The organism is Paramesorhizobium salinisoli, from assembly GCF_003335045.1.
Classification (GTDB): Bacteria; Pseudomonadota; Alphaproteobacteria; order Rhizobiales; family Rhizobiaceae; genus Paramesorhizobium; species Paramesorhizobium salinisoli.
This window is the reverse complement of the sequence record NZ_QOZG01000001.1, coordinates 46169-69338: the sequence shown is the minus strand read 5'-3', so window position 1 is coordinate 69338 and position 23170 is coordinate 46169. Positions and strand designations below refer to the sequence as shown.

Below are 23170 nucleotides of genomic sequence, written 5' to 3'. Positions count from 1 at the left end.
AACATTTAACGGGTTTTCGACTATGACACCCTTCATCTTCCAGGTCACGCGTCTCGGCTTCGATATCTATGGGAGGATTGCGCCCAGGCGCGCAGGCCGCGCCGCGTTCAAGCTTTTTTGCCGCACGCCCGCCCGCAAGCCGAAAAGCAAATCCCATGCGGAAAAGCTGGCGCGCGCCGAGGCGAAGGTGGCCAAGGCGCGGCGTCTGGACCTGGCGATCGACCGGGGCATGTTCGTTTCCCATCTTTTTGAGCCGGTCAAGCCTGCGCCATCGGGACGGATTTCGCTGGTGGTGCATGGCTGGGGCTCGCGCACGGCTGATATGCTTGCGATCATTGACGCCCTGCTCGACGCAGGTGAGCGGGTCGTTTCCATCGACCTACCGGGACATGGAGCGTCGCCGGGCAGGGCGCTCCACATGGTGCAGGCGATCGCGTCGGTAGATGCCGCCTGGCGGCAATTCGGCCCGTTCCATGCCATGATCGGTCATTCCTTCGGTGGCGCCGTTATCGTCAATGCGGCGGCGGGCACAGCCCCGTGCTATCCTGCCCGCACACCGGAAAAGCTTGTCACCATCGCCGCGCCGCACTCGATGACCGAGGTTTTCGACGGTTTCGGCAGGATGGTGGGGCTCAGGCGCGATGTGCGTGACGCCATGGACAGGGAAGTGCTGCAACTCGCCTGCAGCCCGCTCTCCGCCTTCGACACGGACCATGTCCTGCGCAGCTTGAAAATTCCCACACTGGTGATTCACGCCCGTGACGACAAGGAAGTGTCGGCGAAATCCGCCGAGTCAAAGGCCAAGGCGGGGCCGCATGTCACGCTGCATTGGGCTGACGGGCTGGGCCACCGACGGATCATCGCCAGCGGGCAAGTGGCGGCGCGGGTGGCGCAGTTCGTGGCCGGCAGAAGCGCAATGGAGAAAGCGGCCTGAGCGGCTTTCGTTCTCTCCTGTGGGAGAAGGTCCCCCGAACCTCGGGGTCATTGGATTGGAACGATGGCGGGGCATCGCACCCCCCCTCTGGCCTGCCGGCCATCTCCCCCACAAGGAGGGAGATTACGCCCTCATCAAGCGCGGTATCAATCGCAAACGTTGCGGAATGAAGGCCGAGGGCCGTGTCAGCCAATCCCTCGGCAACCTTCCTCACCCCAGGTTCAGCTCCTTGAAGAAGTCGTTGCCCTTGTCGTCGATGACGACGAAGGCGGGGAAATCCTCGACCTCGATGCGCCAGATCGCTTCCATGCCGAGTTCCGGATATTCCACTACCTCGACCTTTTTGATGCAGTCCTGTGCCAGACGGGCGGCTGGGCCGCCGATGGAGCCGAGATAGAAGCCTCCATGCCGCCCACAGGCCTCGCGCACCTGGCGCGATCTGTTGCCCTTGGCCAGCATCACCATCGAGCCGCCGAAGGACTGGAACTGGTCGACATAGGAATCCATGCGGCCTGCCGTGGTCGGTCCAAATGAACCGGAGGCATAGCCGGCTGGCGTCTTGGCCGGGCCGGCATAATAGATCGGGTGGTTCTTGAAATAATCCGGCATCGGCTCGCCGCGCTCGAGCCGCTCGCGGATCTTTGCATGCGCCAGATCGCGGGCAACGATGATGGGACCTGAGAGCGAAAGGCGAGTCTTTACAGGATGTTTCGAGAGCTCGCTCAGAATCTGATTCATCGGCTGGTTAAGGTCGATCCGCACCACATGGGAGGACAGCTTCTCCTCGTCGACATCGGGCATGTATTTCGCCGGATTGGTTTCGAGCTGTTCCAGAAAAATGCCGTCCCTGGTGATCTTGCCCTTGGCCTGACGGTCAGCGGAGCAGGAGACGCCGAGACCGATCGGCAGCGACGCGCCGTGGCGCGGCAGGCGGATGACGCGCACGTCGTGGCAGAAATATTTGCCGCCGAATTGCGCGCCGATGCCAAGCGACTGGGTCATCCTGTGGATTTCGGCTTCCATTTCGAGATCGCGGAAGGCGTGGCCGCTCTCTGAGCCTTTGGTGGGCAAACCATCGAGATAGCGTGTCGAGGCGAGCTTGACCGTCTTCAGGTTCATCTCGGCCGACGTGCCGCCGATCACCACAGCCAGATGATAGGGCGGGCAGGCCGATGTGCCGAGCGTCAGGATCTTTTCTTTCAGGAAATCCAGCATCCGGTCATGGCTGAGGAGCGAAGGCGTGCCCTGGTAAAGGAAGGTCTTGTTGGCCGAACCGCCGCCTTTGGCGACGAACAGGAATTTGTAGGCGTCCTCGCCTTCTTCATAGATATCGATCTGCGCCGGCAGATTGTTTTTCGTGTTCTTCTCCTCGAACATCGAAAGCGGCGCCAGTTGCGAATAGCGCAGGTTCTTCTTCTCATAGGCGTCGAGCACGCCGGCGCCCAGCGCCTCCGCATCGCCGCCTTCAGTCCATACGCGGCGGCCCTTCTTGCCCATGATAATCGCCGTGCCGGTATCCTGGCACATCGGCAGGACGCCGCCCGCGGCGATATTGGCATTCTTCAGGAGATCGTAGGCGACGAAGCGGTCGTTGTCGGTCGCTTCCGGGTCTTCGAGGATTTTAGCCAATTGCTGCAGATGGCCGGGCCGCAGGAGATGGTTGATATCGGCAAAGGCTGCTTCGGCGAGAAGCCGCAGGCCTTCCGTGTCGACGCTGAGGATTTCCTGCCCCTTGAAGCTATCGACCGAAACATGATCGGCCGAAAGCTTGCGGTAGGGCGTTTCGTCCGGGCCCAGAGGGAAAAGATCGGCGGTGACCGCGTCTGCCATTTGCATACCCCGTTTGTATCATTCGAGCACCCGACCAAGGGCGGCTGAGATGAGGCGCTTTTATCGCGATATCAGTGGAAATCCACTGCGGCAGATCGCGCGGTGCGCCTTCAGCGAGATGCAGAAAAGTCACGCTTCAAGCGAATGTGAACGGGATATGGCGGCGGCCTGCAAAGAAAGTTTCGTCGTTAAAAGAATCTATACGAGAATCCGCAAATGTGAGCTTTCCAAGGGAATCGCACGCGGCGATCAGCATCAGTCGCGATAGAAAATTTATTGGGCGGATATCATGAATTTTTCATCCAGAAACATCGCTGTGGCAAGGAACAAAGCTCTGGCCGCAGCGGCAATCGGCGCCGTACTCGCCGTTACGACCGCATTGACCGCAACCGACGCAATGGCGGCCAGCACGCTTCTGGAACTTTTCCGCCAGAAGAAGCAGGCGCAGACCGAAATGGCTCCGCCAACGCCGCCCGCCGCCACCGTCCGGACGCCGCGCGCCGCAGTCGAAGCTCCTGCACAGCCGAGAGCTAGCGCCGGCCAGCCGGCAACTCCTATCAAGCGGATCACCGTGAAGGGGCCGCAGATCTATGACTACAAGCCGGATGCGCTGGTCCGGGTCGATTTCTCCAAGTTCGACATGCAGATGACGGCAGCCACGGAGATTACGGACCGGCCGCAGATCGATGGGATCACCTCGGGCATGCCGCCCTTGCCGCCGAAGGCATCCGCTGATGCTGACACCAATGTTTTCGTCGAGGCGATCGAGCATCTGAAGGCGACCGATGTGCGCGCCGAAAAGCAAATCGCCGACGCCATCGTCGATTTCTATTCCGCGCATCAGAAATTCCTGTGGTCGACAGGCCTCGATGTCGCGTCTCCCGCGAAGGAGGTCGCCGCGCTCTTCGCCAAGGCGGGCGAGGACGGCCTCGACCCGGAGGAATATGCTGTCGTCATCCCGGCTGACAATTTCGACAAGGCGGACGAGCAGGATCGCCTGAAGAAGCTTGCCGATTTCGAAATTCTCCTGACGGCGCGGGCGCTGCGCTATGCCATAGACGCGGGCGAGGGGCGTATTACCGCCGACCGGCTGAGCGAGATGCACGACCTGCCGCGCGGCCGTGTGAAGGCGCGGGATGTGCTGGAAAAGCTGGCCGTTGCCGACGATCCGGCGGCCTATCTCGCCTCCTTTCACCCGCAGAGCAAATGGTATGCGGAGCTGAAGAGGAGCCTCGCCGATCTCGACGGGCGGGAGAACGATGTGCAGGTCCAAATCGCGCCCGGCACGCTGATCCGCCCCGGCGACGAGAACCCTGAAGTCGCCAATGTGGTGGCGCTGATCCTCAAAAAGGCTCCCGCAGATTATCTGGAGAAGCATCAGGCAGTCCTCGGCGAGCATGAGAGCGCTACGGTCTACGATCCGGCGCTGGTCGCGGCGATCAAGGATTACCAGAAGCAGGCGGGCAGCCAGCCCGACGGCGTGATCGGGCGCAACACGATTTCAACGCTGCAGAGCGAATCCACGGCGGTGAAGCGCGATCGCATCCTCTATGCGATGGAGCGCCTGCGCTGGTTGCCGCATGATTTCGGCAACCGTTACGTCTTCGTCAATCAGCCTGCCTATCGGGCGCAATATTTCGCGGACGGCCAGGAAAAGGTCGCCATGAACGTGGTGGTCGGGTCGCCCCGGCACCAGACCTATTTCTTCTACAACAAGATCCAGACCGTGGTGTTCAACCCGTCATGGGGCGTGCCGCGCTCGATCATCCTCAACGAGATGATGCCGAAGATCCTGCGCGATCCGGGCTATCTCGGGCGCAATGGCTATGAGGTCTATCAGAATGGCAAGCGTGTTCCGTCCAGTTCCGTCAACTGGTCGCGGATCGCTGCGGGGCAGGCGGATGTCGGCATTCGCCAGATCCCGAGCCTCGACAATTCGCTGGGCGAACTGAAAATACTGTTCCCCAACAGCCATGACATCTACATGCACGACACGCCGGCAAAATCCTATTTCAAGCGGGACATGCGGGCGCTCAGCCACGGCTGCATTCGCTTGGAGCGTCCGCGCGACATGGCCGCCGCAGTGCTCGACGTGCCGGTGGAAAGCCTCAACAAATATTTCGGCAAGAACGAGCGCGGCGTGAAGGTGCCGGAGCAGATTCCGGTCTATATCAGCTATTTCACCGCCTGGCCCGACGCTTCGACCGGCAAGATCCGCTATTATGACGATGTCTACGAGCGCGATGCGCAACTGGCGAAGGCAATGGAAAAGACGCGGGTGTCGCGTCTGGCGAATAGCTGATCAGGGCGCGCTTCGACGGGCCGTTGAGGCGGAAACGTTGGGTATCCAAACGCATGCCCACGTTTCCATAAACTCAACCCCTCTACGGCTCGAAAGGCGGGAGGCTCTGGAAGGCGAGCTTCAGGGCCTCGGACCAGCCGTCGGAGATCGCCGTATAATAGGGGTCGGTGCGGTCGATGCGCTTGTGGAGACCCATCTTGAGCGAGTCTGCCTCGTAGAGGAGCATGTCGAGCGGCAGGCCCACGGAAAGATTGGATTTCAGAGTCGAATCAAAAGACACGAACAATAGCTTCACAGCGTCCTCGAAGGTCATCGCCGGGTCGTAGGCGCGGACCAGGATCGGCTTGCCGTATTTGTGCTCGCCGATCTGGAAGAAGGGCGTATCCACGGAGGATTCAATGAAATTGCCTTCGGGATAGATGTAGAACAGGCGCGGTTCGCCACCCTTGATCTGGCCGCCCAGGATAAACGACGCGGAAAAGGAATCGGCATTCTGGCCGCTGGGCGCCGCCTCCCGTATGACTTCCTTGACGGTCTCACCGATCAGCCTTGCCGTCTGGAACATCGAGGGCGTTCCGAAAACCGAGGGGTGGCGCTCGTCGGGCGCTTTTGACCGTTCCTCGATCAGGCTTACGACGCCTTGCGTGGTGGCCAGATTTCCCGCCGACAGGAGCACGATGACCCGATCACCGGTCTTCGACCATGTGTGCATCTTGGTGAAGGTCGAGATGTTGTCGAGACCGGCATTGGTCCTTGTATCGGACATGAAAACCAGGCCGCGATCCATCTTCAGTCCGACGCAATACGTCATATCAGCTATTCCGAATCCTATCCGAGCCCAAAGCGGCGATATTACTGCTCTACATTGATTTCGACCGCAAGCCTCTCGACCGCACTGCCGAAGCGCATGCCGGAAATCGGCGCCGCGTCGCGATAATCGAGGCCGCAGGCGATGCGTACATAGCGCTCGTTCGGGCATATATTGTTGGCGGCATCGAACCCGATCCAACCCAGATCGGCCACATGAGCCTCGGCCCAGGCATGGCTCGCCGTCTGGTCCACGACACCTTCCATCATCAGATAACCCGAGACGTAGCGTGCGGGGATGCCGAGAAGGCGGGCGACGGAAATGAAGATATGGGCGTGATCCTGGCAAACGCCCTTGCCGTTCTTCAGGGCGTTTTCGGCGTCGGTTGTCACGTCGGTTGTGCCGGGGACATAGGCAACACGCTGGTGGACGGCGTTCATCAGCGCGTGCAGGACGGCAAGCCTGTCGCCTTCCGTCGGGATGCCGACCGCCATTTCCCTGAGAGCCTCGCCGGGCTGGGTCAGCATGGTCCTGCGCAAAAACAGCCAAAGCGGAGCGAAGCCGCCGGTTTCGCCCATCACGCCTGCCCGGTCTTCGGTCTCGACCTGGCCTGTAGCCGTGATGGTGATTTCACGCACGTTGCGGCCGTGGCGGACGAGATCGACCTTGTTTCCATAGCCGTCCGTATAGGAAACTTCCGGGTCCGCACCGTCCACCGTTACCTGCCATTGGAGCATTTTCTGGCCGGTCGTAGTCTGCGGGCGCAGTCGCAGCCGCTGCACGGCGTAGGCGACGGGAACATCGTAGCGATAATGCGAGGTATGGCGGATCGTCAGCAGCATGGGCGGCTCTTTTTTTCACACATGACCAGAAAAAACCTGCAACTTTTCTGATTCATGCTCAGTCGAAATTGTAGGCGTCGGCGATTTCCGCGCCGAGACGGTTGTTCTTGACGATGAAATCCGAGAGGAATTCGTGCAGCCCCGTCTCGAAAATTCCGTTTATATCGTTGTCCCTCAGTGTCGCATGGCTTCTTTCCGCCGTTTCCTGGGCAGCATGGCGGGCACCGTAATCGGCGGAAAGGAAGCCGAGATTGTCGACGATGTTGCGATAGCAGAAATGCAGCGATCGCGGCATGCGCCCGTTGAGGATGAGATAGTCGGCGATGTGCGCGGGCTTGTAGTCGCCGTCATAGACCCAACGATAGGAGCGGTGGGCGGAAACCGAGCGCAGGATCGATTCCCACTGATAATTGTCCAGCATCGTCCCGACATAGGAGATGGCGGGCAAGAGTACGTAATATTTGACGTCAAGGATGCGGGCCGTATTGTCAGCGCGCTCGATGAACGTGCCTGTCCGGGCAAAGTTGAAAATCTCGTTGCGGAGCATGGTGCCGTGGAATGCGCCGCGGATCAGCGCCGTTTCACGTTTTACCTGGTCGAGCACGGAAGGCAGGTCGCTTTCCGGCACGGGACTGCACAGCGATTTCTTCAGCACCATCCAGGCCTCGTTGACGCTTTCCCAGGCTTCGCGGGTAAGGGCGGTGCGCACCATACGCGCATTGGAGCGGGCGGCCTCGATGCAGGACATGACGCTCGACGGATTATCCGCATCGCGCAGCAGGAAATCGGAAACGGTCGCGGCCGTGTAGGTCTTGTGTTTGCCGGAGAAGCCGACCTCGACACCGGCGCTGACAACGACCGACGACCATTCCTCAGGGGCGTCGGAGGTTTTGGTCAGCGCCATTCGCAGGCCCGCATCGACAATGCGCGCCATATTCTCGGCTCGTTCGATATAGCGGAACATCCAGTAGAGGCCGTTTGCGGTGCGTCCTAGAAGCATGTCTGTGCCGTTCCCCCTTGGCCGTTTGTTTTTTCTTCTGTTCGCGCGTCAGTCGTCCAGAACCCACGTGTCTTTCGTACCGCCGCCCTGGCTCGAATTGACCACCAGCGATCCCTCCTTCAGCGCCACGCGTGTCAGCCCGCCGGGCGTGATGCGGATGCGGTCGGAGACGAGCACGAAGGGGCGCAGGTCCACATGGCGTGGCGCGAGGCCCTTCTCGGTCAGGATTGGCGTGGTGGAGAGCGCCAGCGTCGGCTGGGCGATGTAGTTGTTGGGTCGCGCTTTGAGCTTTTCGGCGAAGGCTTCACGCTCCTTTTTCGACGCGGCAGGGCCCACAAGCATGCCGTAACCGCCAGAGCCATGCACCTCCTTCACCACAAGTTCCTCGAGATGTTCGAGGACATAGGCGAGGCTGCTTTTTTCTGAACAGCGCCAGGTAGGCACGTTTTCGAGTATGGCCTTGCGCCCGGTGTAGAACTCCACGATCTCGGGCATATAGGAATAGATCGCCTTGTCGTCGGCGATGCCGGTGCCGGGCGCATTGGCGATGGTGATATTGCCGGCGCGATAGACATCCATGATGCCGGCGACGCCGAGCGTCGAATCAGGGCGAAAGGTGAGGGGGTCGAGATAGGCGTCATCGACACGCCGGTAGAGCACGTCGATCGGACGGAAGCCTTCGGTCGTGCGCATGGCGACCCGGCCGTCGACAACGCGCAGGTCGCTGCCCTCGACCAGTTCCACACCCATCTGGTCGGCGAGGAAGGCATGTTCGAAATAGGCTGAATTATAGATGCCGGGCGTCAGCACGGCTATAGTCGGGGCACCCTGGGTGACCGCCGGCGCGACCGCGGCGAGGGACTGGCGCAGCAATTGCGGATAGGTCTCGACGGGGCGCACCTTCACATGCTGGAACAGCTCGGGGAAGAGCTGCATCATCGTTTCCCGGTTCTCCAGCATGTAGGAGACGCCTGACGGCGTGCGGGCATTGTCCTCCAGCACGTAGAACTGGTTTTCGGCCGTGCGCACGATATCGACACCGATGATATGGGTGTAGACATTGCCGGGAGGGCGGAAGCCGATCATCTCGGGGACGAAGGCTTCGTTGTTTGTGATCATTTCCTTCGGGATGCGGCCCGCGCGCACGATCTCCTGACGGTGATAGATGTCGTCGAGAAAGGCATTCAGCGCCATGACGCGCTGTTCGATCCCCTGCGACAGGCGCCGCCATTCCTGGCCGGAGATGATACGCGGGATGATATCGAACGGGATCAGGCGTTCGGCGGCTTCTTGATCGCCATAGACGGCGAAGGTGATGCCCGTCTTGCGGAAGACGTTTTCGGCGTCGATCGTCTTCTGCGCCAGCTTTTCAGGATTTTGCGTTTCGAGCCATTTATTCAGAGTTTTGTAAGGCGGCCGGACACCGTCGCCTTCGAGCAGCATTTCATCAAATGGCTTCACCCATGTCCCCCTTTTTATTTATTGGGGCCATTTCAAGCGCGTTCGGAAAAAAAAGCAAGCTTGATCCGCACTTTAGGGAATCAGAGGCAGTGTCCGCCCAAAAAGCAGGCGTCTGCGCACGAGTAGATGCATTTTGCAGCAGGTGGGTGATTAAATTTAGGGCGACGCCGTGGGGTCAGCTGCGGCCGGCGCGGGTTGTTATGAAACGACCCTTCGCGATTAGGATGGCGCAATCAGTTGACCGTAAATCTCGGCAATCCCCCAGACGATGAACACCAGAACGAGGGAAACCGCCAGGATGGTGAGGACCTGGGTTCCCCATCTTCCCTGCTTTGCCTTTTCGTTTTTCACTGTCTTCGTCATGCAGACCTCTCTTTTCGAGGGGTCAACGGCTTGCGGAAAAAAGAGTTCCCGCAAAATTCCTGTGGTGTTTTCCATGGGCCTTAAAAGCGGGAGAGGCCCGCTTGACGGACCATGTCGTCCCACGTATATCCGGCCTGCCTTCCAGCCATTCGGTCGGATGGGCGCGTAGCTCAGCGGGAGAGCACTCCCTTCACACGGGAGGGGTCACAGGTTCAATCCCTGTCGCGCCCACCATTTAACCATTTGATTTATTGATAAATACGATTTCTCTGTAAATCGGTATCCGGCAAGATTCGGCAAACAAAAGTGGAACATGGAATAGCGTTTCATGGAGAATTCGTGGAGCTCGGTCATCTTTTGTCGGCGAAGCGCTGAAGTTTGAACACAGGGAACCGATCAGCTTTTTGCTTCTTAGCTCTCCACGCGGGTCATATCAGCGTTCCCCTGATATGTCCTTTCTCGCCTTGTCGAGTTCCTCCGCATAGCGGCGCAGGAGGTAGCCTTCGGTCAGGAGGCCGAGCACCCGGCGGTTCGTGAAATCGTCGATGACCGCAAGCTCCTCGCTTCCTGTCTTGGTGAACATCTCGGCCGCCACCTTAACATTCATCGTCGGCAGCAGCATCGTGTCGCGGTTTTTGACCATTTCGGATATCGGTCGTTCATCGGTTGCGGGATCTGACCGCAGGGCATGGACCTCGGCGACGATCACGATGCCGACATATTTCCTGTCCCCCTCCGTCGCGATGATCCGCTGTACGGAGCCGAGCGGCACCTCTTTGCGGAACTGGGCAATGGTTATGTCGCAGGGCACGGTGCGGATATCCTCGCGCATCATGCGGCCGACGGTGAGATTTCTCATCCAACCGATGTCCTGGGCGCCGCGAATGGTCTCTCCACGCAGATGGAAGCGCCAGGTTGAGAACGAATAGCCGAATGTCTCCCTAACCAGCATCGCGGACATGATCGACGCCGCCAAAACGACCCCGGTGAGCGTCAGGTTTCCGGTGGATTCAAGGGCAAGGAAGGTCATGGTCAGCGGACCTCCCACGACACCCACGGCGAGCGAGGTCATGCCCACTACGGCTGCGACGACCGGATCGATACCCGTTTCAGGCGAGATGATCATCATGATCTCGGCGAATATCTTGCCGGCGAGCGCCCCGAGAAACAGCGACGCGAAGAACAGGCCGCCGCGAAATCCCGACCCGAGCGAGACGGCTGAAGCCAGGAGTTTCAAAACAAAGAGTTCCGCGATGACATAGAGCCCGTAGTTCATCTCCAGTTCGCGATGCAGGGCTCCATGGCCGCTGGACAGGACCTGCGGGGTCATCAATGCGAGGAGGCCGATGACGCATCCGCCGATGGCGGGCCGCAGAACACTGCTGATCGCCAGTCTGGAGAAAAACCGTTCGACTACCGTCACCAGTTGCATGATCGCGATCGAAAGACCACCGGCGATCAGCCCCAGGATCAAAAAGGGTATGTACTGCCCCGCCTTCATCGGGGGCAGTGCGCCCAGTTCGATCGGGAAGGGCGTTCCGCCCAGATATCCGGCCATCAGCGAGGCCGATACCGCCGCCGCCATCATAGGGGCCACGTTTGCAATGGAATAAACGCCGACGATAAGCTCGAAGCCATAGAACGCGCCGGTGAGCGGTGCGCCGAACGCCGCCGCGATCGCACCGCCTGCACCGCACCCGACCAGCAGTCGGACATCGCTGCGGCGCAAGCCGAAGAATCTGGCCAGCCTGGAGGCGACGCCCGCACCGGCCTGGGTATAAGCCGCTTCGAGCCCGACTGATGCACCAAAACCGCTGGAGACGATGGTCTGCAGGGCGACGATGAAAGTGTCGGTCATCGACAGGCGTCCGCCATAGAGCGCGTTGGCCTCGATCGGATCTATGGGGCCTCGCATTCGCCAGCGGCGGAGAAGAAACGCGCTAAGCCCGATCAGGACCCCGCCAATTACCGGAATGAGCGCCATTTCCGGGCGGGCCAATGCGAACATCCCGGAGAGGCGTGCGCCGCTGGGGATCGCATAGAGAAACGTGTGTAGCTGGTTGACGATCCAGCCGATCAGGACAACTGCGCTGCCGGCCAGCACGCCGACGATACAGCCCAGGAGCACGATCGCGACGCCGCGCGCGTTGAGAATGCGCAGGATGGCGAGCGTTCGAAGGCGAAGCTTGCCCGTATTGATGATTTTCGATGTTTCGAAGGGCACGAGCGGTCCTTGGCAATTCGGATGCCATGACAGTCTAGCGTCGTTCACGGCAACAGCAACCTGTCGGCCTCAGGTCTTAACTGATTAACGCGCGCGATAGACGGCGTATTCACCGGATCCGCATTGTCCAGCTGGCTGCGGTAACATCGGTGGTGATGGTTTCTCCATCTTGCGGAAGGGGGTTGCCTCACCTTATGTATGGAACGAGGACGAATCCAGCGTATGGGCCGGTGCATGGCGGCCCATGATATTCAAAATACAATCTCCAGATTTAGGGGCCCAAATGAGAGATCACATCGAAACAGCCATGAACCTCGTGCCGATGGTCGTCGAGCAGACCAATCGCGGCGAGCGGGCCTATGACATTTTTTCCCGTCTGCTTAAAGAACGCATCATCTTCATTACGGGTCCGGTCGAGGACGGCATGGCGTCGCTGGTTTGCGCGCAGCTTCTGTTTCTCGAATCGGAAAATCCGAAGAAGGAGATCAGCATGTACATCAACTCGCCCGGTGGCGTGGTGACCTCAGGCATGTCGATCTATGACACGATGCAGTTCATCCGCCCGCCCGTCTCCACGCTCTGCATGGGGCAGGCGGCGTCGATGGGCTCGCTTCTCCTGACGGCGGGCGCAACCGGCATGCGTTATGCGCTGCCGAATGCGCGCATCATGCTGCATCAGCCTTCCGGCGGGTTCCAGGGCCAGGCCTCGGATATCGAACGTCATGCGCAGGATATCATCAAGCTGAAGCGCCGCCTCAACGAGATCTATGTCAAGCATACCGGTCGTGATTATGACACGATTGAGCGCACACTGGACCGCGACCATTTCATGACAGCTGAAGAATCGAAGGATTTCGGCTTGATCGATGCGGTGATCGAATCGCGTGAAGTGATCGAAGGCGGATCAAAATAGACAGTTCCGGGTTAGCTAGCTGGCGATTGAGCTCCCCGATGCGCAGTTCTGCATCGGGGGTGCGACCTTTATGTCACAAAACAGCCCGGCTTCGGGCTTGTGGATGACGCAGCAGTCGCTACGTTAAGCGATTATTGGCTTTAACAGGCCTAACTTGGAGGAATGCACTGAATTCATTGCCGCGTTGCTGGTTTTATGTTTGTTTCGTGACGGTGGTTCTGAAAAGGTGGCTTCTAAAGGGTTGTTCCGGCAATTCGTCGTTTTTCGGTCGGGAACGTCGGTTAGGAACAATGAGATTTGCGGCGGTATCGTCGAAGGGCGATACGGCCGGTAGGGAAAGGAAACTGCAATGAGCAAAGTCAGCAACAATGGTGGCGATTCCAAGAATACGCTCTATTGCTCGTTTTGCGGAAAAAGCCAGCACGAGGTCCGCAAGCTGATTGCTGGCCCGACCGTCTTCATCTGTGACGAGTGTGTCGAGCTCTGCATGGACATCATCCGCGAGGAAAACAAATCCTCGATGGTGAAGTCGCGCGAAGGCGTGCCCACTCCGCAGGAGATCATGGCCGTGCTCGATGATTACGTCATCGGGCAGAACCATGCGAAACGGGTTCTCTCCGTCGCCGTGCACAACCATTACAAGCGGCTGGCGCACCAGTCGAAGAATAATGAAGTCGAGCTGGCGAAGTCGAATATCCTGCTCGTCGGGCCGACGGGTTGCGGCAAGACCTATCTCGCCCAGACGCTCGCCCGCATCATCGACGTGCCATTCACGATGGCCGATGCGACGACGCTGACGGAAGCGGGGTATGTTGGCGAGGATGTCGAGAACATCATCCTGAAGCTGCTGCAGTCGGCGGATTACAATGTCGAGCGGGCGCAGCGCGGCATCGTCTATATCGACGAGGTCGACAAGATCAGCCGCAAGTCGGACAATCCGTCGATTACCCGCGACGTGTCGGGCGAGGGTGTCCAGCAGGCGCTGCTGAAGATCATGGAAGGCACGGTCGCTTCCGTTCCGCCGCAGGGTGGACGCAAGCATCCGCAGCAGGAATTCCTGCAGGTGGACACGACCAACATCCTGTTTATCTGTGGCGGCGCGTTTGCCGGGCTCGACAAGATCATCTCGGCACGCGGCGAAAAGACCTCGATCGGCTTCGGTGCCAACGTCAAGGCGGCGGACGATCGCCGCATCGGCGCGATCTTCCGCGAACTGGAGCCGGAGGACCTGCTGAAGTTCGGGCTCATCCCGGAGTTTGTCGGGCGCTTGCCTGTGATCGCGACGCTTGAAGATCTGGATGTCGATGCGCTGGTGCAGATTCTCTCGGAACCGAAGAACGCGCTGGTCAAGCAGTATCAGCGTCTCTTCGAGATGGAGAATATCGAGCTGTCGTTCCACGAGGACGCGCTGCGCGCCATCGCCAACAAGGCGGTGGAACGCAAGACCGGCGCGCGTGGCCTGCGCTCCATTATGGAAAAGATCCTTCTCGACACCATGTTCGACCTGCCGACGCTCGACGGCGTGCAGGAAGTGGTGATCTCGGGCGATGTGGTGGACGGCAATGCCCGGCCGCTTTATATCTATGCCGAGCGGCAGGAGGAAAAGGGCAACGCCTCGGCGTAAGGCCTTTCCAGAACCGGAAATTGAGAGGGGGCTGCGCAACGCGGCCCTTTTTCATGAAAGGGCGGAATTTGCAAAGGATGAGGGGAAAAGTCTGGAAATCCTGCCTTTCGCCGTCAATTCTACAAGCCGCCCCAGAATGAGGCGTATATAAATGGCCGCAGAAGGCTGATATTCAGGCGGAGATTGCACTTGGTTCCGCGGCGGCGCAGGATGACCTCACGATTCTGTTCCAACGCTTGAATCGAAACGTCCGGGTCGCCAGATAACGGATACTGATGCGTGTTTGTGACTTGCCGATGACTGTTCATGGGAGCACAAACATGGCAATCGGCCAAACGGCCTGAGAAAGGACTGATGATGACGGGTATAGAAAAGAAGACACCTGCGGGCGGTAATGACGGGCTTTATGCCGTCCTTCCGTTGCGCGACATCGTGGTCTTCCCCCATATGATCGTTCCGCTGTTCGTGGGACGGGAAAAATCGATTCGCGCACTCGAGGAAGTCATGGGCGTGGACAAGCAGATCCTGCTTGCGACGCAGAAGAACGCAGCCGACGATGATCCGGCAGCCGATGCCATCTTTGATATCGGTACGATTGCCAATGTGCTGCAGCTCCTTAAGCTCCCCGATGGTACCGTCAAGGTGCTGGTCGAGGGTATCGCGCGCGCGAAGATTACGAGTTTCACCGATCGCGAGGATTATCACGAAGCTCATGCTTCCGCTTTCGAAGAGCCGGAAGAGGATCCAGTCGAGATCGAGGCGCTTGCCCGCTCGGTGGTCGCCGACTTCGAGAATTATGTGAAGCTCAACAAGAAGATCTCCCCGGAGGTCGTGGGCGCCGCAAGCCAGATCGAGGATTATTCAAAGCTCGCCGATACGGTTGCCTCGCATCTGGCGATAAAGATACCTGAAAAGCAGGAGATGCTTTCGATCCTTTCCGTGCGGGAGCGGCTGGAAAAGGCGCTTTCCTTCATGGAAGCCGAGATTTCCGTGCTTCAGGTGGAAAAGCGCATCCGCAGCCGCGTCAAGCGGCAGATGGAGAAGACGCAGCGCGAATATTATCTCAATGAGCAGATGAAGGCGATCCAGAAGGAGCTCGGCGACGGCGAGGACGGCCGCGACGAGGCGGCCGAGCTGGAAGAGCGCATCAACAAGACCAAGCTTTCGAAGGAAGCGCGCGAAAAGGCGAATGCGGAGCTGAAGAAGCTGCGCAACATGAGCCCGATGTCGGCGGAAGCCACGGTGGTTCGCAACTATCTCGACTGGCTCCTGTCCATCCCGTGGGGCAAGAAGTCGAAGGTCAAGCAGGATCTGAACTTTGCCGAGGAGGTGCTCGATACCGAGCATTACGGTCTCGACAAGGTGAAGGAGCGCATCGTCGAATATCTCGCGGTACAGGCGCGCTCAACCAAGATCAAGGGGCCGATCCTCTGCCTCGTCGGACCTCCCGGCGTCGGCAAGACCTCGCTTGCCCGCTCGATCGCCAAGGCGACGGGGCGTGAATATGTCCGCATGTCTCTTGGCGGCGTGCGCGACGAGGCGGAGATCCGTGGTCACCGCCGCACCTATATCGGCTCGATGCCCGGCAAGGTCATCCAGTCGATGAAGAAGGCGAAGAAGTCCAACCCGCTGTTCCTTCTCGACGAGATCGACAAGATGGGCCAGGATTTCCGCGGCGATCCGTCTTCGGCCTTGTTGGAGGTTCTCGATCCCGAGCAGAACTCGACGTTCATGGACCACTATCTGGAGGTCGAATACGATCTTTCGAGCGTGATGTTCGTGACGACGGCGAACACGCTGAACATCCCTGCGCCCCTGATGGACCGCATGGAGATCATCCGTATCGCCGGCTATACCGAGGACGAGAAGCTCGAGATTTCCAAGCGGCATCTTCTGCCGAAGGCGATCCGCGACCATGCGCTTCAGCCCAAGGAGTTCTCCGTCAGCGAGGGAGCGCTGCGCGACATCATCCGCTATTATACACGGGAAGCTGGCGTGCGTAACCTCGAGCGCGAGCTGATGAAGCTGGCGCGCAAGGCGGTCACCGAAATCCTGAAAACCAAGAAGAAGGCGGTGAAGGTCACAGAAGCCAACCTTGCCGATTATCTGGGCGTGCAGAAGTTCCGCTTCGGCCAGATCGAGGGCGAGGATCAACTGGGCGTCGTTACCGGACTTGCCTGGACGGAAGTGGGCGGCGAATTGCTGACCATCGAAGGCGTCATGATGCCCGGCAAGGGCCGCATGACGGTGACGGGCAATCTGCGCGACGTGATGAAGGAATCGATTTCGGCGGCGGCGTCCTATGTCCGCTCGCGGGCCGTCGATTTCGGCATCGAGCCGCCGGTGTTCGACAAACGCGACATCCACGTCCACGTCCCTGAAGGCGCTACGCCGAAGGACGGACCATCGGCTGGTGTCGCCATGGTGACGGCCATCGTCTCGATCCTCACCGGCATTCCTGTCCGCAAGGATGTGGCGATGACCGGCGAGATCACGTTGAGGGGCAGGGTGCTGCCGATCGGCGGGTTGAAGGAGAAGCTTCTGGCTGCATTGCGCGGCGGCATCAAGACAGTTCTGATCCCGGAAGAGAACGCCAAGGACCTGGCGGAGATCCCGGACAATGTGAAGAACAATCTTGAAATCATCCCGGTGTCGCGTGCGGGAGAGGTTCTCAGGCACGCGCTGGTGCGGATGCCTGAGCCTATCGAATGGACCGAGCCGACAACGCCTGTCACGCCCGTTGCGGGCGCGGTGGACGACGATGCTGCTGCCTCAGTAGCGCATTGACACCGAGTTTCGGCCTTAAATGAACATAATGCCGGGCATTTTGCCCGGCATTTCTGTGTTTAACCCCGGTTTTCCGGGCTTTTTTGACTTGCGTGGCTTGGTTTGCCGACTGATTCGAATAAACTCCGCGCGTGCCGGCCGAGTCGCAAGTTCCCGGCAAATGAGAGAAAGGAAATGCCCCTATGAACAAGAACGAATTGGTCGCCGCGGTTGCGGAAAAGGCCGGTCTGACGAAGACCGACGCCGCTTCGGCCGTCGATGCCGTCATTGAATTGGTTACCGGATCCCTGAAAGCAGGCGGCGATGTCCGTCTTCCGGGCTTCGGCGTTTTCTCAGTTTCGCACCGTGCCGCTTCGACGGGCCGCAATCCGTCGACCGGCAAGGAAGTCGCCATCCCGGCCCGCAACGTGCCGAAGTTCTCGGCCGGTAAAGGCCTGAAGGATGCGGTCAACGGCTGATTGTCTGTTGATCATTGCAGAATTAAAAAAAGCCCGGCAGCGATGCCGGGCTTTTTAATTGTGCTTTTCAGTAAACGCAGTCTCACCGTCTCGACGACTTGAATGTGCCAACATCGACCGTGATGGCGCCGGAGATCGTCACATCGGTGTTGCCGATCCTAAACGTCTTCGGGCTTGACGGATCCGTCATCTGATCGGGTTCGGGAGGCGGGGCGGTTACGATCGGCTTGGGCGCTTTCACGCCCGGCAGGGTCTTGTTTTCCTCGGCAAGCGACATATTGGCGCTGATCGCGCCTGCTGTGGTTGCGAGGCAAAGTATCTGAAAAAATCGGTTGCGCATTGCGCCAGCTTAAAAGCTTTCCGATGGATTTTCCAGCCGGTGATGATCTTTAAATCGCCGTCGCCATGATCAGGTCCTGGACCATGTCGGGGGTCAGTTCGTCGAAATGCGAAATGACCCGGCTCGGATCGAATGTCTGGACCGGCTGGTCCGTGTAGCCGAAATCCACCGCCACGACAGGGATGCCGGCTGCCTTGGCCGTATCGATATCCGTGCGGCTGTCGCCAACCATCACAGCGCGGTCCGGGTCGCCACCGGCGCGCCCGATCGTTTCGATGAGGTGTCGCGGGTCGGGTTTGCGGAAGCTGAACGTATCGCCGCCGCAAATCGCGGCAAAACGGTCCGCCTGGCCAAGTTCGGTCAGGAGTTTCACGGAAAGCGCTTCGAACTTGTTGGTGCAGACGGCAAGCGTATAGCCGGCAGCCGTCAAGCGGTGCATCGCCTCGTGAGCGCCGAGGAAAAGCTGCGAGCGGCCGGGCATGTTCGCGCTGTAATGCTCCAGAAAGAGCCCGACCAGCCAGTCGAGTTGTTCGGGCGACAGGAGATTTTTCTGCGCTTCGAAGGCGCGTTCGATCATTACCCGCGCCCCATGGCCGACGAAACGGCGCAACGCCACCGGGTCGACTTTCGCCATGCCTGCGTGGGCCAGACAGTGGTTGAGGCTGTCCAGCAGATCTGGAGCTGTATCGACCAGCGTTCCGTCTAGGTCGAACACGACAATGGGCTTTGTCATTGATGAAATCCGGATGAGGAGGATCGAATTCAATTCCTAGCGGAACATCGTCCGTTGCTCAAGTTATAGCTTGGGTACGCAGCTTAATAAGCCGCAAAACAGGCTTTGTGCATTTCCATTCGCATGATAGATGCAGCTTCCAATGGCCGTAATCGGCATAAAAGCAGATTTTGAATGGGACTTGGGGGAGAGTTGATGGATGCGCTCAAGCTGAAGATCGCCGCGGCGGCCGAAGCGTTGACCTATGTGCGTGACGGCATGCGGCTCGGGATCGGCTCCGGTTCGACGGCGGAAGAGTTCGTGCGGCTTCTGGCCGACAAGGTGGCCAATGGCCTGAACATCATTGGCGTGGCGACATCCGAACGCACCGCCCGTTTGTGCCGGGAACTGGGCGTTCCCCTGACCACGCTGGACGAGGTGCCGGAGCTTGATCTCGCCATCGACGGGACTGACGAGGTGGACGGCGCGCTCTCGTTGATCAAGGGCGGGGGCGGTGCGCTGCTGCGCGAAAAGATCGTGGCTGCCGCAGCCGAAAAGATGATCGTGATCGCTGACGCGACGAAAGTTGTCGAGACGCTCGGGCAGTTTGCGCTGCCTATCGAGGTCAATCCTTTCGGCCTCGGCGCGACAAAGGTCGCCATCGCCAGGGCGGCGGCCGATCTCGGTCTTGCGGGACCCGTCGCGTTGCGGTTAAAGGAGGACGGGAAGCCCTTCATTACCGATGGGGGGCATTATATTTTGGATGCATCTTTTGGCCGCATTCCCGATACAAGAGCTTTATCCAACGCTTTGCACGCCATTCCAGGCGTCGTGGAGCATGGACTTTTCCTGGGGCTGGCCAGTGCAGCGATTATCGCCGGCGCGGGCGGTATCCGGACAATGACCAATCCAGAGACAACGGAGTAACGATCATATGACCCAGGCAACTGGCTTTCGCCGTTTGATTGCACCATTTGCAGCGCTCGCAGTTATTGCAGGCATTCATGCAGCCCAGGCGCAGGAAATTTCCGAATCCCATCTGGCCGCTGCGCGTCAGGCGATTGCGGCCATTGATGCTACAGAGCAGTTCGACGCGATTCTGCCCCGCGCCGCACAGGCGCTCAAGGCGGAGTTGATCCAGAAGGATCCGAACCTGGAGGCTGTGATCACCCAGACCGTCGACGAGAAGGCGCTGGCGCTTGCCGCGCGCCGCGCTGATCTGGAGACGGAAGCCGCGCGGGCCTATGCCAAATCCTTCTCGGAAGAGGAATTGAAGGCGATCTCGGCTTTTTACGATTCGCCCGCGGGCAAGAAGCTGATCTCCGAGGGACCGATCGTGACCCGCGAAGTGCTGAAGGCGGCCAATATCTGGCAGAACGGCATAGCGCGCGACCTGGCCCAGTCGGTGGGCGAGGCTATCGCCCAGCAGGATGGCGCGGCTCAACCGGCCCAGCCCGCTCAGCCGCAGCAATAACAGTGCTCGCTCACGCGACATTGAAAGCCCGGCTTAAGGCCGGGCTTTTTAATTCGTGTTGCAGTCTGTATGTGAGGCCTTCAACACTTAGGTCATCGATCATCCGGGGTTTTCTATGGTTTCTTACGATTATGATCTCTTTGTCATCGGCGGCGGGTCCGGCGGTGTGCGGGCCGGGCGGCTGGCCGGCGCCATGGGAAAACGCGTCGGGCTCGCCGAGGAGTACCGGATGGGTGGCACTTGCGTCATCCGCGGTTGCGTGCCGAAGAAGCTGTTCGTCTATGCCTCACAATTCAGCGAGCATTTCGAAGACGCGGCCGGCTATGGCTGGAGTGTTGGAGAAACATCCTTCGACTGGCAGACGCTGATCGCCAACAAGGACCGCGAAATCGACAGGCTGGAGGGGCTTTACCGCAAAGGGCTCGATAATTCGAAGGTCGAGATTTTCGACAGCCGTGCCGTGCTGGTGGACGAGCATACGATCGAGATCGTTTCATCGCGTAAAAGAGTGACTGCGGAGCAGATCCTGATCGCGACAGGCGCGCGGCCCAATCCGCATGCGGCGCTGCCGGGGCATGAGCTCTGCATCAACTCCAACGAGGCATTCCATCTCGCCGAACTGCCCAAGTCGATCGTCATCGCCGGCGGCGGCTATATCGCGGTCGAGTTCGCCAATATCTTCCACGGGCTCGGCGTAGAGACCACCCTGGTCTATCGCGGCCTTGAGATATTGCAGCGCTTTGATGGTGATCTGCGCCGGCTCCTGCATGAGGCGATGGAGGCCAAGGGCATCCGGGTATTGTGCAGCGAAGTGTTCGAGCGCGTCTCACAGCGCACCGATGGAAGGCTCGACGTCATGCTCTCAGGCGGAGAGATCCTGCTCGTCGACCAGGCGATGCTGGCGCTCGGACGCATTCCCAACACGGAAGGTCTCGGCCTGGAAAAGGCCGGCGTGGAGACCGACATTCTGGGCGCCGTGCACGTCGATGAATTCTCGCGCACCAATGTTCCCCACATATGGGCGGTGGGCGACGTGACCAACCGGGTGCAACTGACGCCGGTCGCGATCCACGAAGCGATGTGCTTCCTCCAAACCGCATTCAAGAACAATCCGACCAAGCCGGATCATCAGCTCATCGCCACCGCCGTATTCTCGCAGCCGGAGATCGGCACGATAGGCCTTTCGGAGGAAGAAGCGGCCGAGAAATATCCCGAGGTGGAGATCTACCGCGCGCATTTCCGGCCGATGAAGAACACGCTTTCCGGGCGGCAGGAGAAGATGCTGACGAAGCTGGTGGTCGATGGGCAGACTCGCCGGGTGCTGGGCGCGCATATTCTCGGGCCCGATGCTGGCGAAATGGCGCAGCTTCTGGGCATCGCACTCAAGGCCGGAGCGACGAAGGACGATTTCGACCGCACCATGGCGGTGCATCCGACAGCAGCCGAGGAACTCGTGACGATGTACCAGCCGACCTATCGCATCGTGAATGGCGAGCGGGTCTAGGAGCGCAATCCGGAATACAGGTTCGAATCGATAAGCCTTGCCGACAAAAAGCTGGAGCTATCGGGACGATTCGCGCCTAGTATATTGACCAGCTTTGCTTTATATGAGCGCATCCTGCGCGCCATCCTGCGCGCGGGCAATTTTAGTATTCCGCAAATAAGGCGCGGATAGTAGCAAGCAGGTGCTGCAATGACGAAGAACTGGACACCGCAATCCTGGAGAGGCAAGCCGATCAAGCAGGTGCCGTCCTATCCGGACGCACAGGTTCTGGCCGATGTGGAGTCTCGTCTTCGTTCTTATCCGCCGCTCGTTTTTGCAGGTGAGGCGCGCAATCTCACCCGTCAACTGGGTGAAGTCGCCGAAGGCCGTTCGTTCTTGCTCCAGGGCGGTGATTGCGCCGAAAGCTTCGCCGAGCATGGCGCCGACAATATTCGCGACTTCTTCCGCGTGTTCCTGCAGATGGCGGTCGTTCTGACATTCGGCGCGTCGCAGCCGGTGGTCAAGGTCGGGCGCATCGCCGGACAGTTCGCCAAGCCGCGCTCGTCAGACACCGAGATCAAGGACGGCGTCGAACTGCCTGCCTATCGCGGCGATATCATCAACGGCATCGATTTCGATCCGGCATCGCGCATTCCTGATCCGAACCGCCTGGACATGGCCTATCGCCAGTCGGCGGCGACGCTCAACCTTTTGCGCGCCTTCGCGCAGGGCGGCTATGCCAATCTGGAAAACGTGCATCAGTGGATGCTTGGTTTTGTGGCCAACAGCCCGCAGGGCGAGCGCTACGAGGCCCTGGCCCGACGCATTTCCGAGACGATGGATTTCATGCGCTCCATCGGCATCACGTCGGAGAGCCATGCCCGGCTGCGCGAGACGGATTTCTATACCAGTCATGAAGCTTTGCTTCTCGGCTATGAGGAAGCGCTGACGCGCGTCGATTCCACGTCCGGAGACTGGTACGGCACGTCCGGCCACATGATCTGGATCGGCGACCGCACGCGCCAGGCGGACCATGCGCATGTGGAATATTGCCGGGGCATCAAGAACCCGCTCGGCCTGAAATGCGGTCCCTCGCTGGAGCCGGATAATCTTCTCAAGCTGATCGATGTGCTCAACCCGGAAAACGAGCCGGGCCGCCTCACGCTGATTGCGCGCTTCGGCTACGACAAGGTATCCGATCATCTGCCCAAGCTCATCCGCGCCGTCCAGAAGGAAGGGCGTAAGGTTGTATGGTCCTGCGATCCGATGCATGGCAACACGATCACCGCCAATGGCTACAAGACGCGGCCTTTCGACCGCATCCTGAAAGAGGTGGAAACCTTCTTCGCGGTTCATCGCGGCGAGGGCAGCTATCCCGGCGGTATCCATATCGAGATGACGGGCAAGAACGTCACCGAATGCACCGGCGGCGCGCGCGCCATCTCGGCGGAGGATCTGTCGGATCGCTATCACACCCATTGCGATCCGCGCCTCAACGCGGACCAGGCGCTGGAACTGGCGTTCCTTGTCGCCGAGCTCCTGAAGAAGGAACGCGACGCCCAGCCGCAGAAGAAGGTTGTGAACGGCTGAAGCCTGCATTCAGAATTTGTTGATT

19 protein-coding genes and 1 tRNA gene are annotated in these 23170 nt (G+C 59.5%); 11 read left to right on the top strand and 9 right to left on the bottom strand.

Features of this window, described 5'->3' with window-relative positions; genetic code table 11:
* The first annotated feature begins 22 nt into the window (after nucleotides 1–22).
* A complete protein-coding gene (locus DUT91_RS00315) occupies nucleotides 23–934 on the top strand; it encodes an alpha/beta fold hydrolase (RefSeq protein WP_114438397.1) in 912 nt (303 codons plus the stop codon).
* A gap of 210 nt (nucleotides 935–1144) precedes the next feature.
* On the opposite strand, the gene DUT91_RS00310 is transcribed toward DUT91_RS00315, so the two are convergent.
* On the bottom strand, nucleotides 1145–2764 hold the full coding sequence (locus tag DUT91_RS00310) for a fumarate hydratase (RefSeq protein ID WP_114438950.1): 1620 nt from the start codon (nucleotides 2762–2764) through the stop codon (nucleotides 1145–1147).
* A 289-nt stretch (nucleotides 2765–3053) separates the two neighbouring features.
* On the opposite strand from DUT91_RS00310, the gene DUT91_RS00300 reads away from it, so the two are divergent.
* A complete protein-coding gene (locus tag DUT91_RS00300; protein ID WP_114438395.1) occupies nucleotides 3054–5066 on the top strand; it encodes a L,D-transpeptidase family protein in 2013 nt (670 codons plus the stop codon).
* A gap of 82 nt (nucleotides 5067–5148) precedes the next feature.
* Here the strand turns inward: DUT91_RS00300 and DUT91_RS00295 are convergent, their stop codons facing one another.
* From DUT91_RS00295 to DUT91_RS26090, 5 genes are all read right to left on the bottom strand, one after another.
* Entirely contained in the window at nucleotides 5149–5877 is a 729-nt protein-coding gene (locus DUT91_RS00295) for a proteasome-type protease (RefSeq protein WP_114438394.1), read from the bottom strand.
* Between the two features lie 41 nt (nucleotides 5878–5918).
* A complete protein-coding gene (locus tag DUT91_RS00290; protein WP_114438393.1) occupies nucleotides 5919–6716 on the bottom strand; it encodes a transglutaminase family protein in 798 nt (265 codons plus the stop codon).
* A 58-nt stretch (nucleotides 6717–6774) separates the two neighbouring features.
* Nucleotides 6775–7716: an alpha-E domain-containing protein gene (locus DUT91_RS00285; protein WP_114438392.1), complete on the bottom strand. Its 942-nt coding sequence runs from the start codon at nucleotides 7714–7716 to the stop codon at nucleotides 6775–6777.
* A 48-nt stretch (nucleotides 7717–7764) separates the two neighbouring features.
* Complete coding sequence (locus tag DUT91_RS00280) at nucleotides 7765–9177, bottom strand: circularly permuted type 2 ATP-grasp protein (protein ID WP_114438391.1); 1413 nt, start codon at nucleotides 9175–9177, stop codon at nucleotides 7765–7767.
* A gap of 219 nt (nucleotides 9178–9396) precedes the next feature.
* Nucleotides 9397–9540 (bottom strand): hypothetical protein, encoded by a 144-nt coding sequence (locus tag DUT91_RS26090; protein ID WP_200834860.1) that lies wholly within the window; start codon nucleotides 9538–9540, stop codon nucleotides 9397–9399.
* Nucleotides 9541–9699: 159 nt separating this feature from the next.
* On the opposite strand from DUT91_RS26090, the gene DUT91_RS00270 reads away from it, so the two are divergent.
* Nucleotides 9700–9774 (top strand) — tRNA-Val (locus tag DUT91_RS00270).
* A 199-nt stretch (nucleotides 9775–9973) separates the two neighbouring features.
* Here the strand turns inward: DUT91_RS00270 and DUT91_RS00265 are convergent.
* The gene (locus DUT91_RS00265) at nucleotides 9974–11764 is read right to left on the bottom strand and encodes a chloride channel protein (protein ID WP_114438389.1); all 1791 of its coding nucleotides are present in this window, start codon (nucleotides 11762–11764) and stop codon (nucleotides 9974–9976) included.
* A 283-nt stretch (nucleotides 11765–12047) separates the two neighbouring features.
* Here DUT91_RS00265 and DUT91_RS00260 point away from each other — a divergent pair, with 283 nt between their 5' ends.
* The 4 genes from DUT91_RS00260 to DUT91_RS00245 all read left to right on the top strand — a co-directional run bounded on the left by DUT91_RS00260 (nucleotide 12048) and on the right by DUT91_RS00245 (nucleotide 17546).
* Nucleotides 12048–12677: an ATP-dependent Clp protease proteolytic subunit gene (locus tag DUT91_RS00260; protein ID WP_114438388.1), complete on the top strand. Its 630-nt coding sequence runs from the start codon at nucleotides 12048–12050 to the stop codon at nucleotides 12675–12677.
* Between the two features lie 349 nt (nucleotides 12678–13026).
* Nucleotides 13027–14301 (top strand): ATP-dependent Clp protease ATP-binding subunit ClpX, encoded by a 1275-nt coding sequence (gene clpX, locus DUT91_RS00255; protein ID WP_114438387.1) that lies wholly within the window; start codon nucleotides 13027–13029, stop codon nucleotides 14299–14301.
* A 357-nt stretch (nucleotides 14302–14658) separates the two neighbouring features.
* Nucleotides 14659–17088, top strand: a complete 2430-nt coding sequence (gene lon / locus DUT91_RS00250; protein ID WP_114438949.1) for an endopeptidase La — start codon at nucleotides 14659–14661, stop codon at nucleotides 17086–17088.
* A gap of 182 nt (nucleotides 17089–17270) precedes the next feature.
* Nucleotides 17271–17546, top strand: a complete 276-nt coding sequence (locus tag DUT91_RS00245) for an HU family DNA-binding protein (protein WP_114438386.1) — start codon at nucleotides 17271–17273, stop codon at nucleotides 17544–17546.
* A gap of 82 nt (nucleotides 17547–17628) precedes the next feature.
* Here DUT91_RS00245 and DUT91_RS00240 read toward each other — a convergent pair whose 3' ends face one another.
* Nucleotides 17629–17886, bottom strand: coding sequence for a hypothetical protein (locus DUT91_RS00240; RefSeq protein ID WP_245419415.1), 258 nt, complete (start codon nucleotides 17884–17886; stop codon nucleotides 17629–17631).
* Between the two features lie 49 nt (nucleotides 17887–17935).
* A complete protein-coding gene (gene gph / locus DUT91_RS00235) occupies nucleotides 17936–18619 on the bottom strand; it encodes a phosphoglycolate phosphatase (protein WP_425373726.1) in 684 nt (227 codons plus the stop codon).
* 192 nt (nucleotides 18620–18811) lie between these two features.
* Between gph and rpiA the strand changes: the two genes are divergently transcribed.
* The 4 genes from rpiA to DUT91_RS00215 all read left to right on the top strand — a co-directional run bounded on the left by rpiA (nucleotide 18812) and on the right by DUT91_RS00215 (nucleotide 23145).
* Nucleotides 18812–19525: a ribose-5-phosphate isomerase RpiA gene (gene rpiA, locus DUT91_RS00230; protein ID WP_200834882.1), complete on the top strand. Its 714-nt coding sequence runs from the start codon at nucleotides 18812–18814 to the stop codon at nucleotides 19523–19525.
* 7 nt (nucleotides 19526–19532) lie between these two features.
* Nucleotides 19533–20072, top strand: coding sequence for a DUF2059 domain-containing protein (locus DUT91_RS00225; protein WP_114438384.1), 540 nt, complete (start codon nucleotides 19533–19535; stop codon nucleotides 20070–20072).
* A gap of 115 nt (nucleotides 20073–20187) precedes the next feature.
* Nucleotides 20188–21576, top strand: a complete 1389-nt coding sequence (gene gor, locus DUT91_RS00220; RefSeq protein ID WP_114438383.1) for a glutathione-disulfide reductase — start codon at nucleotides 20188–20190, stop codon at nucleotides 21574–21576.
* 189 nt (nucleotides 21577–21765) lie between these two features.
* Nucleotides 21766–23145, top strand: coding sequence for a class II 3-deoxy-7-phosphoheptulonate synthase (locus tag DUT91_RS00215; RefSeq protein WP_114438382.1), 1380 nt, complete (start codon nucleotides 21766–21768; stop codon nucleotides 23143–23145).
* The last annotated feature ends 25 nt before the right edge of the window (nucleotides 23146–23170 follow it).